Annotated in this window: 14 protein-coding genes; 4 read left to right on the forward strand and 10 right to left on the reverse strand. The window is 56.9% G+C overall.

Annotated elements, in window-relative coordinates:
• Positions 1-176: 176 nt before the first annotated feature.
• From OLTU_RS20420 to OLTU_RS20430, 3 genes are all read left to right on the forward strand, one after another.
• On the forward strand, positions 177-1331 hold the full coding sequence (locus tag OLTU_RS20420; protein ID WP_218110160.1) for an MFS transporter: 1155 nt from the start codon (positions 177-179) through the stop codon (positions 1329-1331).
• 54 nt (positions 1332-1385) lie between these two features.
• Positions 1386-2708 carry a hypothetical protein gene (locus OLTU_RS20425; protein WP_141734602.1) on the forward strand — a complete coding sequence of 441 codons (1323 nt, stop codon included), beginning with the start codon at positions 1386-1388 and terminating at the stop codon, positions 2706-2708.
• Between the two features lie 285 nt (positions 2709-2993).
• Positions 2994-4823, forward strand: a complete 1830-nt coding sequence (locus OLTU_RS20430) for a 7TM diverse intracellular signaling domain-containing protein (protein ID WP_245676874.1) — start codon at positions 2994-2996, stop codon at positions 4821-4823.
• On the opposite strand, the gene OLTU_RS20435 is transcribed toward OLTU_RS20430, so the two are convergent.
• From OLTU_RS20435 to OLTU_RS20475, 9 genes are all read right to left on the reverse strand, one after another.
• Complete coding sequence (locus tag OLTU_RS20435; protein WP_245676875.1) at positions 4824-5786, reverse strand: phosphotransferase family protein; 963 nt, start codon at positions 5784-5786, stop codon at positions 4824-4826. It lies immediately after the preceding gene.
• Positions 5786-6445, reverse strand: coding sequence for a TPM domain-containing protein (locus OLTU_RS20440; RefSeq protein WP_141734605.1), 660 nt, complete (start codon positions 6443-6445; stop codon positions 5786-5788). Before OLTU_RS20440 ends, OLTU_RS20435 begins: the two co-directional genes overlap by 1 nt.
• Positions 6439-7155, reverse strand: coding sequence for a TPM domain-containing protein (locus OLTU_RS20445; RefSeq protein WP_218110161.1), 717 nt, complete (start codon positions 7153-7155; stop codon positions 6439-6441). Before OLTU_RS20445 ends, OLTU_RS20440 begins: the two co-directional genes overlap by 7 nt.
• Before the next feature lie 47 nt (positions 7156-7202).
• The gene (locus OLTU_RS20450; RefSeq protein ID WP_141734606.1) at positions 7203-7802 is read right to left on the reverse strand and encodes a LemA family protein; all 600 of its coding nucleotides are present in this window, start codon (positions 7800-7802) and stop codon (positions 7203-7205) included.
• A 102-nt stretch (positions 7803-7904) separates the two neighbouring features.
• Positions 7905-8774, reverse strand: a complete 870-nt coding sequence (locus OLTU_RS20455; RefSeq protein WP_141734607.1) for a hypothetical protein — start codon at positions 8772-8774, stop codon at positions 7905-7907.
• 7 nt (positions 8775-8781) lie between these two features.
• Entirely contained in the window at positions 8782-9375 is a 594-nt protein-coding gene (locus tag OLTU_RS20460) for a hypothetical protein (protein ID WP_141734608.1), read from the reverse strand.
• A 102-nt stretch (positions 9376-9477) separates the two neighbouring features.
• The gene (gene murA / locus OLTU_RS20465) at positions 9478-10818 is read right to left on the reverse strand and encodes a UDP-N-acetylglucosamine 1-carboxyvinyltransferase (RefSeq protein WP_176736802.1); all 1341 of its coding nucleotides are present in this window, start codon (positions 10816-10818) and stop codon (positions 9478-9480) included.
• A 35-nt stretch (positions 10819-10853) separates the two neighbouring features.
• On the reverse strand, positions 10854-11801 hold the full coding sequence (era, locus tag OLTU_RS20470; protein WP_141734610.1) for a GTPase Era: 948 nt from the start codon (positions 11799-11801) through the stop codon (positions 10854-10856).
• A gap of 136 nt (positions 11802-11937) precedes the next feature.
• On the reverse strand, positions 11938-13296 hold the full coding sequence (locus OLTU_RS20475; protein ID WP_176736804.1) for a sensor histidine kinase: 1359 nt from the start codon (positions 13294-13296) through the stop codon (positions 11938-11940).
• A 201-nt stretch (positions 13297-13497) separates the two neighbouring features.
• Between OLTU_RS20475 and OLTU_RS20480 the strand changes: the two genes are divergently transcribed.
• Positions 13498-15657 (forward strand): hypothetical protein, encoded by a 2160-nt coding sequence (locus tag OLTU_RS20480; RefSeq protein WP_141734612.1) that lies wholly within the window; start codon positions 13498-13500, stop codon positions 15655-15657.
• A 169-nt stretch (positions 15658-15826) separates the two neighbouring features.
• Here the strand turns inward: OLTU_RS20480 and OLTU_RS20485 are convergent, their stop codons facing one another.
• Complete coding sequence (locus tag OLTU_RS20485) at positions 15827-16861, reverse strand: coproporphyrinogen III oxidase (RefSeq protein WP_141734613.1); 1035 nt, start codon at positions 16859-16861, stop codon at positions 15827-15829.
• Positions 16862-16883: the final 22 nt, after the last annotated feature.

Below are 16883 nucleotides of genomic sequence, written 5' to 3' on the forward strand. Positions count from 1 at the left end.
AGCCGGTTAGGAAACCGCAAAAAATTCAGCCTCCTGTCGCAACCTGGTATTTCCGGCCAGAGAGCAAACGCCGCGGCATGGGTCTTGATGAAAGGCCAGGGTGATAGTGTAACAAGTCCTGAGCACCTGAGGTTTCCATGTTCCGGAAAAAATCAAGTATCGCATTGTTATCCCTGGTGTTTTTATCTCAGGCGTTTTCGTTCGCGGTGACGCTGCTGCCCAATCTACTGGCAGGAACCGGTCTGTTTTCGCCCGTTCAGGCCAGCCTTGTCCTGGCTCTGGCCTCATTGATGTCCGGCTTCTGGCAACCGCTCGTGGGGCGCTGGCTGGATGAAGGCCGCTTTCGCACGGCGTTCGCGATTATCGCGAGTGCCTATGCGCTCGGTATCGTCGCATTTCTCATCGAGGCCTCCTCCATAGCCTTGATCATCCTCGGCGCCTTGTCGCTGGTGGTGGCGATGACCACACTGCGGACGCTGTCCACGCTCGCCATAGTCGGCCGCTTTCAAGGCGAGGAACGGGCGCACATGGCCGGTGTTCGTTATCTCGTTTCGAACTTTGCACTCGGTGTGGCCGCCGCGATCGCCTTTCAATGGCTGGCCACGCATCGCACGCTGCTGCTCAGCATCGATTTGATGACGACTCTCGTGCTGGGATCCGGCCTGACCTGGTTTCTTTTGAGCGAACGACGCAAGCAGAGCGCGCCGGTCGTCAGCAGCGCGGGCAGCCTTGTGGTCCTGCGAACAGCGTTTCAGGCGCATGGGGTTCCCATGGCCGGTATCTGTTTGATCACCATAGGATTCATGGGGCACATCACGTATTTGCCGCTGCAGTTGACGCAACGTGGTCTGCCGGCGGTGGAATGGAATGCGCTCACCCTTTTGGTGAACACGATGACGATTGTGCTGGGCATGCATTTTCTCCGGCGCCTGACGCGCGACTGGAGTGATGGACGCCGCGGCGCGACCGGAGCGATCCTGATCGCCCTGGGTCTGGCTCTGGTGCCACTCGTTTCGAGTCCTGGCGCGCTGATCGCGGTCACGATAGTGTGGACGCTGGGTGAAATGATTTTCATTCCCTGGGAACAGGTGAAGTTTTATGAATTCTTTGGCGATGCCCAGCCCGGCCTGGCGTCCGGTGCCATTACCTTTGTGATGACTCTCTGCCAGATTCTGGCTCCGCTCTTTGCCACCATCCTCCTCATGGTGCCGGAGTTTGTGGCCTCGCTGCTCCTTTTGCTGATGCCGCTCGGCGGTTGGGCTCTTTATCGCTGGGGCGGATCCTGGACGCGGGTCCTCAGGCCTCGCGCGGTGCAAAAGGAAGCCGCTTAACCTGAGGAACGTCCTCTGCTAAGGTGGATGAACATCCACCTTGTGAGGTTCCGCATGAAAGCCGGGCTTGTTCTGTTTGCCCTCAGTCTTTCGTTGACCGCAAACGCTGCCGAGTCACCCTATCGTCTGACTCTGCAGCTGCCTCTTTATGATAGTGCCGCCCAAAAAGTCACCGGTTTTTCTCCGAGTCTGATGCAGGCGCATGCCCTGACCCAGGACTATTACCTGGGTTCCCATCGCCTGATCGCTGAACTCTTCGGCACCGCCGATCAGGAACGCTCGCATCGCCTCGAGGGTTTCGCTCTGATCGCCTTCGATTTTTTCAGCCAGGTTCAGCCGCTCGCCACCACCTGGCTGCATGAGGAGGCGCATCGCTCGGTCCTGAATCAATATGGAATCCGCAGTCACAACGGAGTCTACGATGCCAGCATAAGCGATGGCACCATACCCGTCGATGAAGTGCGCGATGTGGACTTGATCCGTCTGAAGAGTGAGCACCCCGCGGATTTCGTGCGTCTTTCCACGGCCGGCATGGAAGCGGAAAGTCAGTTCGCTCTGCATCTGGAAAAAGCTCAATTTTTTGATCGGGCCCTGCCGCGGCAGCATTTTTTGATTCTCCTCTCCCACCTGGGCCCCATCAGTTATCGCAACCTGTGCGACAGTCGCAGTGGAGATGTCGCGACGCGAGACGACCTGGCCACCGAAGGTCCGGATGAAATGAAGCGCGACTTCACCGGTTTTGATTGTGTGTCCTATGTTTATGATCTATTCCGACCCGATGAACCTTATGAGGCGCGCGGCCCCCATCCGTCCGGCGAAGGCATTGCCCGGTATCGCAGTCGGGACGATCTGACCGCAACGGAGAAGGAGTATCTGCATCGCATGGCGCTTTACAGCTGGGTGAATCTCATCGATCCTTTCTGGTTTGTCTTTTCCGGCTGGGAATGGGGGGATCGGATGTGGGCGCTCACGCTGCGACATCATCTGACTCCATTCGGTCACAGCTTTGAGCAGAATGTTTTCCTGAAGGACGCGGATGTTCAGGAAGGTGGACAGCTCTTCATCGCGCGTCAGTACACCAATCAACAAAAAACTCTGCCGGGGCTGGAATGGCAATGCATCGGCTGTCAGACCTGGAGCGACGGGCTTTCGCTTGATGTGAGCACGGCCGTCTGGTGGCAGCCGCGCACACTTCTTTATCGCGAACGGACCTGGGAGCCGGGCGGCTTCGTGGCCCTTAAACTCCACAAGGATGTCAGGACCTGGGCCGCGGTCTTTGCGGAAGTCATGAGCAAAACCCGGGGTTGGATGGCGGATGAAATCGATCTGGCTCCTGCAACCCACGTGCGGCTCGGGATCAATCTTCGCGTGGAATAGTCTTGCCCCACGTCTGGCGTCCTGGCAAAAAAGCTAAAAATCCCGTGCGAATCCGGAAGCTTCGCCCCGACCAACACCCCCAGGGAATGCGATTTCTGAAAGGTTGCCTGCGGACAACCGATAAGGAAGACGCATCATCCAGACAGAGGGCTTTCTATTTTCGCCAGGCGCTCCAAGCAAGGCTTCGCACGCGGAACTATCCCAGGGATACTTCTGCTGCTCCTTATTGCCCTTACGGATCAGGCTTCGGCAGCTCTCGTATGGAAACCGGATCAGACGTCCGTGATGACCGTGGATGAATTCGCCTGGTTCTGCCAGGACGCGATTCCCCCGGAAAGCGCGGATCCGTCCCGGGTCGATTCCTCACTCTTCAAGGCCCAAACCGGATCTTTGAATCTCGGCTATCTCGTCAATCGAATTTGTTGGACGGACATTCAGATCAGGCTCGACGACGTCACGGAACATTCCGTCCATCTCGAACACGGTCAGACACAGGCGGACGTCATCCGGGTGTTCCATTCGCTGGATGGTCTGTCCTGGATGGACCTGGGCATGGCGGGCAACAATGTGCCGGCATCCCAGTGGCCCGTGCATTATCGGGCGCCAACCTTTGCCGTGAAGCTGCAGCCGGGCCTGAATCGGCTGCGCATTTATCAAAGCAGCCGCGACATCACCGGCGTGGATTGGAGAATATGGGAACCGCGAGCCTTTTATCTGGCAAGCAACTGGGAGAGCATGCTCTACGGCGGCTTCTTTGCGATCTGCCTTGCGCTGTCTCTCTATAACCTTGGAATTTTCGCCGTCAGCCGCGACCCTCTGCATCTTTACTATTGCCTTTATCTCGGCTCCTACGGCTGGGTTCAGATGTTCCTCACGGGTTACACCAAGCTTCATATACTGACCGATGTGGGGCCTTTCCTGGGACGCATGGGCATCACCTGCATTTCCGCCAGCATATTTTTCGTCTATCTCTTTGTCGGTCGCCTGCTCGAAATGCCGAAATTCCCACGCGTAATGAGCCGTCTCTTCTGGTTCATGGCGTGGCTCGCGCTCAGCAACATCCTCATCACCACCCTCGGACCTTTCGATATCGGCGCCGGGAACTGTCTCTTGGGCTCAGGCGTGGGATCCATCCTGGCCCTGCTGTATGGTTTTTACGCCATCAAACTCAAAAATCCGCTGGCCCCAATTTTTCTGGTGGCCTGGTCTCTTCTTTTGATCGGTACTGTGATTCAGGTCAGCGCCCTCGGGGGTCTAATTGAGAGCACGCCGCTCACCCGCTCGGCGAACTTTGTCGGCGCCACCGTGGAAGCGATCCTGATTTCCTATGCTCTGGCTTTCAAAATGAAGCGGGAAAGGATCGACGAAACCAGGCGTCGCAAGCATGCCTATTCCCAGCTCGGCAAGATGGTCTATCCGCATCAGCTGTCCATGATGGAACAGGGTCGTCAGCTCGAGGAAACCATGCCCCTCGCCACCGGAAACGCCTGTGTGCTCTGTGTGGACATGATCGACAGCTCCAAGCAGAATATCCATGAATTGAAGCACTTTTTGCGCTGTTTCTTTGATGAATGCGACGCCGTCATGAAACGTGGTTACGTCGGAGAAGGCTTGCAGGCTTATGGCTTTCGTATCAAGGAAATGGGTGATGGCTTTCTCTGTTCCGTCGGGTTTCCCTTTCTTCCTCCTTCCCATCTCAGTTTGCGGGAAATTGCTCTCGATATGGCAGCCGACTTTGTCCAGAAGTTCGAGGAAACTTTGGAGCACTTTCCCATTCAGGGTTCCAGCGAACCTCTGCTGTCGATCGGCATCGCCGAAGGTCCCATCGAGGGTTTCTTCACCTTGTCCGGTATTCGGAGTTACGAGCTCTTTGGCAAAGGCATTGTGCTGGCCACCCGCTATGAGGCTCTCCGGAAAATTCATGAAATTCCCGGCTCGGGTCATTTGATCTGCATCAAATCCACCGTTTATCAAGCGCTGCCGGCGCAGTATCAAAAAGCGTTCACCCGCTTCGTGCTGGATAAATCGAGGCAGTATATCCGCGATGACGAGGCTGTTAAGGATTTCCATTTCCAACGCATTGCCAGCCGCCGGCGTCACGCCGCCAGCGCCTGATCACGGCAAAGGCCAGATCAGTTCCTCCAGCTCCTCGATGGAATGCACGCGATCCAGCCCACCCGGAATGCGCAGTTGCGCCCGGAAATCACTGTAGCGATGCAGAATCTGAAGGAGCATCAGACGTCGGCGCAGGGTCCTGTTCTGATCCGCTTCCGCATAACCATAGCCGCTGAGCAAAGCCTTCACGAGATTCGGCCGGCCTTCGCAGCTGAACAGAAGAGGACCGAGCAGATCGTATTCGGGAGTGCCGATCATGGCATCTCCGAAGTCGATCATGCCAGCGATTCGGGTGACCTCGGGCTCATCCAGGACCAGCAGGTTGAAGGGCGTATACTCTCCGGTCAGGATCACCGGTTGAAAGGAGCCGGACAGCAGGGGCAAGGCCTTCTGCACAAAGGCATCGACGGAGTCGGTGAACCAGCGCGGCATGCCCAGCCTTGTATGTCGAGCCCTGGCATGGGCGATCTGCTGCGCAAAAAATGGAGTCCATGCGGGAGGCAGATCCATCAGATGACCCACCGGCACGGCATGAACGCGGGACATGATGCGGCCGATATCCTGCAGGAGCGCCGCCTTCGCCAGATTTCCGAGTCGCGGCCACACGTTTTCCAGAGTGACACCGGGCAGACGGCTCATGATGATATAGGGCCAGTCGCCCTGGACACCGGACGCATAATACTGAGGAATCGGCAGCTGCAACTGACCTGCAAGATGCTGCATCACCCGCCATTCGCTGACCCATTGATGTTTCAAAAAAGGCGGAAACACTTTCATGATCCACGCCTCACCCAGCGCGGCGATCAGATTGGTGCCATCGGTAAAGGGCTGAAATCGAGCCGCCAGGGCCGGATCGGGTCCCTTCTCCCGCCAGAGCGCGAGAAAGGGCTCGCGCCACAGCTCAGACTGCAGCCGATAGCGGCGATCAAAATCATCGGGATCAATGGCGGAAGGAAAGTACATCACCAGCTGATCCGCAGGTGATCTTTGAGTTCATTGGGATTGTGGGTATCCGGCGGAAAGTGCGGAACCAGAATGTCCTGACATTTGGCGACCGCCTTTTCAAAGCCTTCGACGAGTTTATGATCCTTCGCGCCCTGCACAAGGTCATGGACCAGTTCCTGAAAATCCTCGGGCTTGCAGAAACGCGCAATGCCCTGATCCGCGAGGACCACGGCCTGCCGTTCAAAGAACGAAACGAAGAGTAAAATGCCCGTGCGTCCGGCCGTTGCGGACAGACCGGCTTCATAAAAAGCCAGCATCGCGCGACGTTCCGTTTCCAGTTTCTGATCCTTGCGTGGAATCAAAAGTCTTTCCACGGACGGCATACGGGCCAGGAAAAAACCGGTCAGCCCGGCGATCACAAAGGCCAGGGACCATAAAAGATCATGACCCGTCCAGCCCGCCGTGAGCACCAGAATATGCTTGACGCTGAGGGCCAGCAACAGTCCCAGCAAAGCCCCCAAAAGGTCGCTGTTGCTGGATACAGTGGACCGATAGACCAGCATCGGGACGATCTCCCCACTGGTTTTGGTCTCGGCTTCGAGCACCGCACGTTCAATGCGTGAGGCACCTTCCAAACTTAAATAGGATCTGAGCCAGGCAGGAATCTCCTTTACCATGATCCGGATGCTCCTCCTCCTGAAAATCCACCACCGCCGCCGCCCCAGCCGCCGCCGCCTCCACCGAAGCCGCCGCCACCGAAACCACCGCCGCCCCAGCCACCAAATCCACTGCGACGCCCACCGAAGCGGCCGCGCGGTCCACCTCCACCAGCCGCCATGATAAGAATGACAACCAGAAAGATGACGAGGGAAAACAGGGAGCCCACGCCCCCTCTGCGTTCCCCGCGCGTGCTCCGCACTCGCGTCTCGGGAGCGTCGACCCCGAATTTAAAATCCGGATCCGTATAAGCCACGATATGGGCCACACCAGCAATCACACCGGCATCATAATCACCCTCACGAAACAGTGGGGTCATCTTCTCCCGGATGATACGGCTGGAATAAAGGTCGGTCAGCGAACCTTCCAATCCCTGCCCCACCTCGATGCGGAGTTTGCGATCCTGGGCTGAAATCAAAAGTATGGCGCCGTTATCCTTGTCCGCGGTCCCGAGTTTCCATTGCTCTGCGACGCGTATCCCAAATTGTTCGATGGTTTCATCTTCCAGCTGGGGTACTGTCAGCACTGTAATTTGACTGCCGCCCGCCTGGTGCAGGTCACGCAGCTGTTGATTGAGATAGGTTTCCGTCCCTTCGGAAAGTATCTGGGCGGTATCCATGACAGGAGCCGCCAACGGAGGAATGGGTGTGACCGCCAGCGCAGACGTCACACTCCCTAGCCAAACTATCAGCAGCAGGAGTCGCTGCATGAGCGTCCTCACTTGAATTCAACCTTGGGCGCGGTCTCGATCTGCTGTTTCTCGGCGTCCGTCACGGTCCATTGCGGCATCTTCTCATGATGATAGATGAGGCTATTGGTAAAACTTGTGGGGGGCACGGTAATCAAATTGTTGAACTCATTAATCGCTTCGATGTAGCGCTGACGTGCCACGGCAATACGGTTTTCCGTGCCTTCGAGTTGTGCACTCAGATCGCGGAACTGCGCATCGGCCTTCAGATCTGGGTATTTTTCCACTACGACCATGAGTCGACCCAAAGCCTGGCTGAGGCTGCCTTGCGTGGCCATATATTGCTGCAACTGTTTGGGATCCATGGAACCCGGATCCACCGTCGTCTGGGTGGCCTTGGCCCGGGCTTCCACAACAGCTGTCAGAGTATCCTGTTCATGCGCAGCGTAACCTTTGACCACACTGACAAGGTTGGGAATCAGGTCAGCCCGTCTTTTATACTGGTTCGTGGTTTCTGCCAGGGCGGCTTCCACTTTGTTTTTGGCCTGGGGAATGGACTGCAAACCACAGCCTGCCATGGCTCCCACCAGGAACAAACCGGCGATTGTCCGACATATAATACGCAACATGGAATACTCCTCCGTTTCGTCCTTCTCGGACTCTTGCCCAGGTATAATGTAATGCTTCATGTGTATTTGGCAAGGCCGAAGACGGGCTGGGAATGAGGATCCCTAGCCAGCCTGGGTTTGTGTCGAGCGCCGGCGCAGCTGCTCCATAAGGCTGAGAACGATTTGATCAGCTGGTTCCTGCTCCGCGAGACGATAGAGAACTTTTTCCGCCTCGGTCCACCAGCCCAGCTGCAAATACAGGCGTGCCAGATCTTTCTGGTCATGGCTTTGATTATAAGCTTCGATGGCGATGGATTCACTCTTCCGCATTTTTTCCAGCATGGCCTCCAGAAAGGAGTCTGCCGCGGTCTCATAATATTTCAGAGAAGCCGTCCGAAACCCTTGTCTGGCCGCCAGTTCCGCCTTCAACATCATTCCGAGATAACGGGGCATCATCCGCTGTGGCGGGCGCGGGAGGCGTTGATGCAATCCCACACTGCGCCGCCGCTGCATCTGAAACCAAAGGCTATAGACATCCGTCCGGTCGCGGGATTCCGGCATGAGCTTTTGCACAAGTTCCACAATGTGGCCGGGATCCCCTTCATGTCCCGGCTGACGTTCCTGATAACGCAGCGCCTCCAAGAAACCACCAAGGTGCTGAGGTGTTTGCCGCCAGGCCACCAGCATGCGGCCCAGACAGGCCTGCAGACCTTCGCGGGCTTTGATGCACTGCCGCAGAAGTCGTAGCTGCTGCGTGGCTTCATGACTTTCCACCCGATCAGGGTTCCGCAGAGTCAGCGGCGCTCTTTCGGTGGCCTCGACATCCAGCAGTTGTTTTTCGGCTTCGAGCGCGGCCTGGCTGATGGCACGCATCGATTGGGTCTGCCGCGCTTCCCAAATCAGCCCCCCGAGCAAAAGCCCACCGAGAACGATGCTGATGAGCCAGCTTTTTCCTTGCTGAGGCCCGGGATAACAAAGACGTCTTGGTATCATATGCGACTCAAGGCAAAGGTTGTGAAAGGAAAACCAGCTGGGGTGCGTTCTGGACGTTGATGGGACGTTCATTTTCATGAGCCAGATCAACACCGAAATCCAGGCTGTAACCCTGATGAATGTGCACAAGATTCAAATTTTTCAGAGGGACCGGCCCCACGGCGGTGCAGTTGCCAGGATCAAAACTCAAGGGATCCTGCGCTTCCGCCAAAGGCCACTGCTCACGCCCGCAAAAGGCGGCGGACTCCAGGCGTGCCTGCCCTTCCGCATTAAGAGCGGCCAGGGCCTGTTCCTGATACATGAAGTCAATGCCATATGTGAAATCACGCGAGGTGACCATCAGCTCGTAAAGGCCGCGATATTCCAGCGTCGCCACCGCTTCCTCGCAGGCAGCGTCCACATAATAGGTTTCGGTGCGCGTAGCATCCTGGGCGTTTTTCAGGTCCAGTGCAATCCGATAGGAGGCGAAAAGATCCTGCCGTGGCACGCAAACAGTGGACCAGGATCCATCCACGACAGAATAAAGAGGAGGATCCGCGGATGATCCGGAACAGGCCGACATCCCCAGAAATGACCAAAGCCAGCATGATGGAAACCGCATGGAAAAACCTCGACAGTCGTCCGGTTCTTCCATTGTACTCCGGAGCCACGAATCCCCGCAACGGGCGCGGCCTGGCTCCAGTCCTGGCTTACGGCTGATCCTTTAGGGCGTTGTGCCCGGCAGTTCCACGATATCCCCGCCCATCGCCTGCAGCTTGGGCACGAGGTTGTCGTACTTCCGGGTCACTTCATGGATGTTGGTCAGATGCGTGATGCCTTCCGCCACCAGTCCTGCGACCACGAGGCATTTGCCGGCGCGAATGTCGGTCGGCAGTTCGAAGTCCCGCGCCCGCAGTTTGGTTGGTCCTTGGATGATGGCCGAATGCACGAAGTTATGATTTCGGAAACGGCAGGGGGATTCCCCGAGGCACTTGCTCGTCACATGGATATTGGCGCCCATGTTATTCAGAAAGGAGGTATAACCCAGGCGTTCCTCAAAGACGGTTTCATGCAGAATGGAGACGCCTTCCGCCTGCGTGAAGAGCACCATGAAGGGCTGCTGCCAGTCGGTCATGAAACCGGGATGCACCTCCACCTCGATATGCACGCCTTTGAGCGGCCGTCCCATCGGGGCTTTCACATAAAGGCCTTTGGAGTTCACCGTGAATTCCGCACCCATGCGCTGGATGAAATTCAAAAAGCTGTAGACCGGTCCATGCGTGACGTTCTCAATCAGCACATCCCCGCCCGTGGCCAGGGCCGCCACTGCAAATGACACCACCTGGTTGCGATCGAACATGCAGCGCAGTTCGCAGCCGTTCAGCTTTTTCACGCCTTCGATGATAAAGGTTCGATTGGGAGTCTGGGTGATATCCGCACCCATTTTCTGCAGCATCATGCAGAGTTCAAAGATCTCCGGTTCGATCGCCGCATTTTCGATAATGGTCCGACCGCGGGCCATGGAGGCCGCGATGAGCAGGTTTTCCGTGGTCATCACCGAAGGAAAGGGCAGCTTGATATGCGCGCCGCGCAGCCCCTTGTCATCGACGCTCAGATGATACTGATTGCCGTCCTGTTCGACCTGCGCGCCCATCATGGCGAGCCCTTCGATGTGGAAATTCACCGGCCGCCGACCGATTTTATCGCCGCCGAGGGCCCCATAGAAGCTCACCTTGCCGAAGCGCTGCAGGAGCGGCCCGGCGCAGAGGATGGAGATCCGATTCTTGCGACAGATTTCCTCGGAAATGGCCCAGCGGTCCATGGTCTTCGCACAGACTTCGATCGTATCGGATTCATGCGTGGTCACCTGACCACCGAGGTAACGATAGAGCCCCTCGACGATTTTGCGTTCATCGACGTCCGGGGCACCTTTGATCATCACGGGTTCGTCCGTCAGCATCGAGGCGATGATGCATTTGGTAACCTGATTGGAACTGCCGGCGATCGAGATGCGGCCACCGGAGAGTTTTTTACCGCCAACGATCCTGAGGCGAGGTTGGGTCATTTCCATTGACTCCTTTATCCTAAGACGGAAATTCTTTAATCATCCTGATCGAGATCAGCGTAATCCGCGATGGAAATCGGATCATTCACCCAGTCTTCATCCACGATCACTTCCAGACCGAGAAAGACCTTGTTTTGGAAATGCAGCTCCAGGCTTTGCCGCGCTTCCATGCCGATTTCCTTAATTTTCTGGCCGTTCTTACCTAAAACGATACCACGATGCGCCTGACGACTCACCACGATATTGGCTTCGACCCGCACAATGGTCGGCTTGAACTCTATTGTATCAACCCGCACGGCCAATTGGTAAGGCAGCTCCGCCCCCAAATGCCGGAACGCCTGCTCGCGGATCAATTCCGCACAGACGAATTTCTGCGGACGATCGGTCAGGTCATCATCCGGGTAAAGCCAGGGGCCTTCCGGTAAACTGCCACCGATCGCGGCCACCAGCTCCGTCAGGCTTTCCTTGCGCTTGGCACTGATGAGCCACGGATGGCGATCATCCAGGCGCGCGGCCGCCTCGGGGGGCAGCTCTTCGCGAATCATGGCGAGGATTCCGCGCAAACGCTCCTCGGCCAGACGCAGTTCCACTTTTTTCAGCTTATCGCATTTGTTCAGACAGACGAGCACGCGACCACGCGATTCCTTGATCACGTTCCGCAGGAAATTGATATCCTCGGCATGGCCGACATCCTGAACGTCGATCACATAAAGTATCATATCCGCATCGGCGAGGACCGACCACGCTTCCCGATTCATCATCGAGTTCAAGGTCAATTTCTTGTGACTGCGATGAATACCGGGTGTATCCAAAAATAGCAGCTGGGCTTCATCTTCCATACGGATGCCCAGGATGCGATTGCGAGTGGTGTTGGGTTTGGCGCTGACGCCGACGATCTTCTGGCCCACCAGGGTATTCAGCAGGGAACTTTTCCCGGCATTTGGCCTACCCATGATGGCGCAATATCCACAGCGCTGTGTCATATAAAAAACCTCAATCCTACCAATTTTACATATTCAAGGCGACCCACTGGGCTGGCAGCATGCCTTGATGGGGGCTGATTGGCAAGGTGAATTCCTGCAGTATCCTTGAATCCCCATTGCCCGGGAGAGCACAGATTCAGGCCGGGTGCGAGAGGAGCGCGACCACAAAGCGGGTGTTGGGATGCCGGGTATCCACTTCGATGCTGCCGCCATGGGCCGCCATGATTTTTCGGGAGATGCTGATGCCGAGGCCGGTACCCTTGCCAAAGGGTTTGGTGGTGAAGAAGGGCTGGCCCACGCGGGCCAGGACGTCCGGCTGCAGACCCTGGCCGCTGTCCTCGACAGCCAGCTCCAGGACGGAATCCCGTTTCCGGATCGAAATCCTGATCCACTTCGGATCCAGATTTTCCACCGCATCCCGCGCGTTCTGAATCAAATTCAGCAGCACCTGCCCGAGCTGAAGCGGGCGTCCCATGGTGTGACAGGGCCCAGGCGGACGCTCAAATATCAGCTCGATGCCCAGCTCACGAATGCTCTGGCGACAGATGGCCAGCGTATCATCGACCACCTGCACAAGGTCCACCCGTTCAAAGGGGTCGCCCTGCCCTTCATACGAAAGGCGCCGGAGACTCATGATGATCTGGGACATGCGGTCGGTCGTTTCCGAAATCTTCTGACTGGCATGACTCACGCGATGGCGATCCAGCGGTTCACGCTGGACGAGCTTCACCAGCTGGTCGCTATAGCCTTTGACGATGCCCAGCGGATTATTGATTTCATGCGCAATGCTGCCCGCCAGTTCGCCAATGGCCGACAGTCGCGAGCTGGCGACAAGAAGGGTTTGCTGTTCCTCGATCAGCGTCTGACTGGTCCGCAGGTCGGCAATGGTGCGCCGCAACTTATTCTCGCTCTTCTGATTATGCAGATAGAAGTAGCCCGAATACAGAAAGACGGTGGCGAAAACAAAAGGCATGGTGGCGAGGTGGATGAGCCGCTGCTGTTCGGCCGTCAGCGGCAGGGGTTGCACCAGATCCAGCCCCATGGTTTCGACGAAGAAAAAAAGCAGCACGGGGGCCAGGCTGCAGACGATAAAACTCGCCCGCCGTCGGTAGTCAAGCAGAATGAAAGGCGCCGACGCGCAGGTAAGGAATACATACTGGATTCCCGCCCCAGGTCCGAGCGCCAGGGAATAAAACAGCGTGACCGCGTTGTAGTTGAAAATGGTGTAGAGACGTCCAAAAGTCAGCGAACCACTCCAGCGATTGATCAGGAAAATGCAGCCGAAATGCAGAGCTGACAGGAGTGTGACCAGAGCGAGCGTGGGTTGCCCCACCAGCCAAAAGACGGGAGGAAAGGAGACCAGGATCAGAACAGCGATGATGGCCGTATTCTGATTGGAAAAGCGAATGCGACGCCGTTCACGTTCACTCATGGCATCGCGCAGGCCAGACTCCGATATGTAATCCCATAGGCTGACAAAAGGATGCGCTGACACGATTGGTATGACTCCCTGGGTGATGGTCCTCATTGTGCCCTAAAAAACTCGTTCTGCCCATCGTCGGAATTTCCAGAAATGACGTTCCGGTTCCTGTTCTTCCCCAGGAAATTTTCCTTGTCGACCGCAGAAGGGCTGTCTAGGATGCCTCAGCCGGGCGCGACGTGACGTTTCCCTTTGCCCGCCACTCAAGGAGCTCCTATGTCCGTCCAACCGCATACCTGGAATTACTTTCGCGCAGGTGGCGTGGTACAGGTTGAGCTAAAAACGACCGCGGATTTGCTTCAACTAAGCCAACTCGATCAAAAACTCTGGATGGCTCTGTCCATGCCCACGCGGGGTCTACATGGGGATACACGCACCCTCGATCGGCTCGACAGCGATCAGGATGGTCACATTCGGCCCCCGGAATTGCTTGAGGCCATTCAGTGGCTGGACAGGACTTTGGTGGATCCAGGTCTCATTCTCAGCGAAGGAGACAGCGTTCCGCTCGCGGAGATCAAGGATCCCGCCCTCAAGGCCGGTGCGGAGCGCGCGCTGACCCAGCTCGGCAAACAGGGAGCCGGGAGCATTCAGGTCGAGGAACTCGATCGGGCCATGGGGCAATTGAGCGCCGAGATCTTCAACGGTGATGGCGTGATCGTGCCTGAGGCCAGCCAGGATCCCGCCATCAAATCCCTGATCGAACACATCATTCAGCATTATGGTTCCGCTCCTGATCGCACCGGTCGTCCTGGTTTGGATCAAACCATCATCACCAGTTTCTTTAACGAGATGGAAGCACGCGCCAACTGGTTTGCCGAACTCGATCAGCAGCCGCATCTTGTGCCCCTTGGGACCACCGGAACCGCGCTCGCCTTTCAGGCCACGGAAGCCGTCAGCAGAAAAATTGAGGATTATTTCACGCGCTGCCATTGGGTGGCCTTTGATCCCCGAGCGGAAAGCGCCGCCAATCGATCCGTATCTGATATGGCCGCCATTGCCCATCAGCAGCTGACAGCCAATTCGGAAGAGCTGGCGGCCCTGCCTCTGGCGCAGGTGACAGGCACCATCCTGCTGCCTTTGGATGACCGTCTGAATCCGGCCTGGCAGAAGCCGATGCAATACTTTATCGAAACCGCAGTGCAAACAACGCTCGGGTTTCGCCCCGATGTCCTTACGGAAGAGCAGTGGCGGCAGATTCAAAAAAACCTGCAGGGCTATGCCGCCTGGCGTGGACGTGAGCCGCAGAGCAAGGTTTCGCGACTCGATATGCAGAGCATCCGGGAGATTCGCAGCGGCCGCATTCGTGAGACTCTGGAGGAGCTGATCGGTTTCGATCTGGCGCTCGCCCCGGAATTTGACAGCCTGAATGAAGTGCTGCGCCTCCTCCTCTATCGCCGCGACCTGGGGCGTATTCTGCGTAACTTCGTCAATTTCTCCGATTTTTATCGACGCAAGAAGGCCATGTTTCAGTCCGGCACGCTCTTCATCGATGGGCGCGCGGCGGAACTCTGCATCGAGGTATCGGATCCCAAGCGGCACACGGCGATGGCTGGTTTATCGGGTGCGTATCTCGCGTACTGTGATTTGAAGCGGGCCGGGGAGGAGACGCGGGCCATCGTCGCCCTGCTGACCGATGGTGACAGCGATAATATTTCCGTGGGCCGCAACGGTGTGTTTTATGATCGCGAGGGGCGCGACTGGGATGCCACCATCGCCCGCATCGTGGCGAATCCCATCAGTTTGCGCGAAGCCTTCTGGTCGCCTTACAGGAAGGTGACCCGCTTCATTGAAGAACAGATCGCCAAACGCGCCGCGGCTGCCGAGGCCAGCCATGTCACGCAGCTTTCCGACACCACCCAGATCATGGCCAGCGCCGACAAGGCCAAGGCTCCCGAAATGCTTCAGGCGAAAAAAATGGATGTTGGAACGGTAGCCGCCCTCGGGGTGGCCCTGGGGAGTATCAGTACCTTCTTCGGCCTGCTCTTTGCGCAGTTTTTGAATCTGGGCGTCCTCATGCCCTTTGGCATTATCGCCCTGATCCTTTTGATCTCCGGTCCGTCCATGATCCTGGCCTGGTTGAAACTGAAAAGCCGCAACCTCGGACCGATTCTGGATGCCAACGGCTGGGCCATCAATACCGTGGCGCGCATTAATGTGCCGTTTGCGGCGTCGATGACTGCCTTGCGTCAGGTGCCTCTGCATGCCGGGCTGCGGAACGCGGATCCTTATGCCGATAAAAAACGGCCCTGGCGTTTGTATGGAGCGCTGGCCCTGCTTGTGATTTTGGCCGTGGCCTGGGGCCTCGGACGCTTCGATCGTTACCTGCCGGAGAGGATGCGGGCCTCAAACGTTTTCAGCACCGCACCTCAACCCTAAAGCTTATTGAGGGTGTTGCAAAGGCTCCTCAGGCAAGGCGCGAGAGAGGCGAGCACCGGAGTGTACACGCTGGTACATGAGGAGCGGAGGCGACTCAGGGCCCCGGCAAAACGAAGTTTTGCTGGGAAAGGCTGAGCAACGCAGAATGAGGGGCCTTTGCAACACCCTCTTAACTATGGTTGGCCACAGTGGGGGGAACGGTGTTCCCCTTCGCCAAAAGTTCCTGAGCCTCGGGATAATGCTGATAGAACCGGCGCGCGACCTCGGCGATTTTCACCTTCACCGCATCATCCACCAGGCTGGGATTTGCCTGGGGCAGCACCGCGATGATATCCGCCAGCAGTTTCTGCTGCAGCGCGTGATGTTTGGGAATCCATGATTCCAGAAGAGCACGATCCACATGTGAAGGGAGCGAGCCCAGAATGCCCGTATCATTCTCATCATGGACGAGCAGCCCCGAGGTGGTGCCGCGGTCCAGCGTCAGAACCTGAAGGAAATAAAGCGTGTGGTAATCCAGCTGCTGACGTTTCTCAGCATCCGTGACTTTTTCCTGTCTGTTCAACGCGGCTTCCACCAGGTCCCCGTAGGTTTCGATCAAACGTTCGCCAAAGTTCTGCGCCAGCGAATAATCCGACTCCCGATGACCGCTGTTGAATTCCTCCAGATAAAAATGCGCCACCCCACGATGCCGTCCCAGAGCAGGGATATAAAAATAATGTTCGCCCTGCTCCTTGCCGGTTTGATAGAGAGCGCCGGTCGCGCTGCGCAGCATCTGATTAAAGGCCGCCGTATCCGACTCACGGGGGATGCTGGGATTCAAATCCCCCATGATCCGCCAGTAGCCCTGGCCTGATTTCATTTCCGTCCAGCTGATATGCATGTGCATGGAGGGAGCAAAAGGATGCCGCGGATGCACGATCGTGGAAAGCGCCGACGCGGAATTCAGTTTGCGCTGGGGGTCCTTTTCATATTGCACCTGCGAAATATTCACCGAGGCTCGATTGAAAAGCGCCTCATCCATCGCCACAAAACGTTCGCCACCACCGAAAGCGCCTTTGGCCCGCAGCCATGAGACAGGTTTAAATCGTGAGGACGCGGCCGGCGGCGGCAGACGGTCGAGCCTTTTCACAAGTTTCTTCTGAAGATCACGGACCAGACCATAGGCATCCTGGGCCGTTTTTGAAGTCGCGAGTTGCAGAGTCATGGCAGTCACCTCTTCCCATATA

Origin of the sequence: Oligoflexus tunisiensis (assembly GCF_001748245.1) — a bacterium.
GTDB lineage: Bacteria > Bdellovibrionota_B > Oligoflexia > Oligoflexales > Oligoflexaceae > Oligoflexus > Oligoflexus tunisiensis.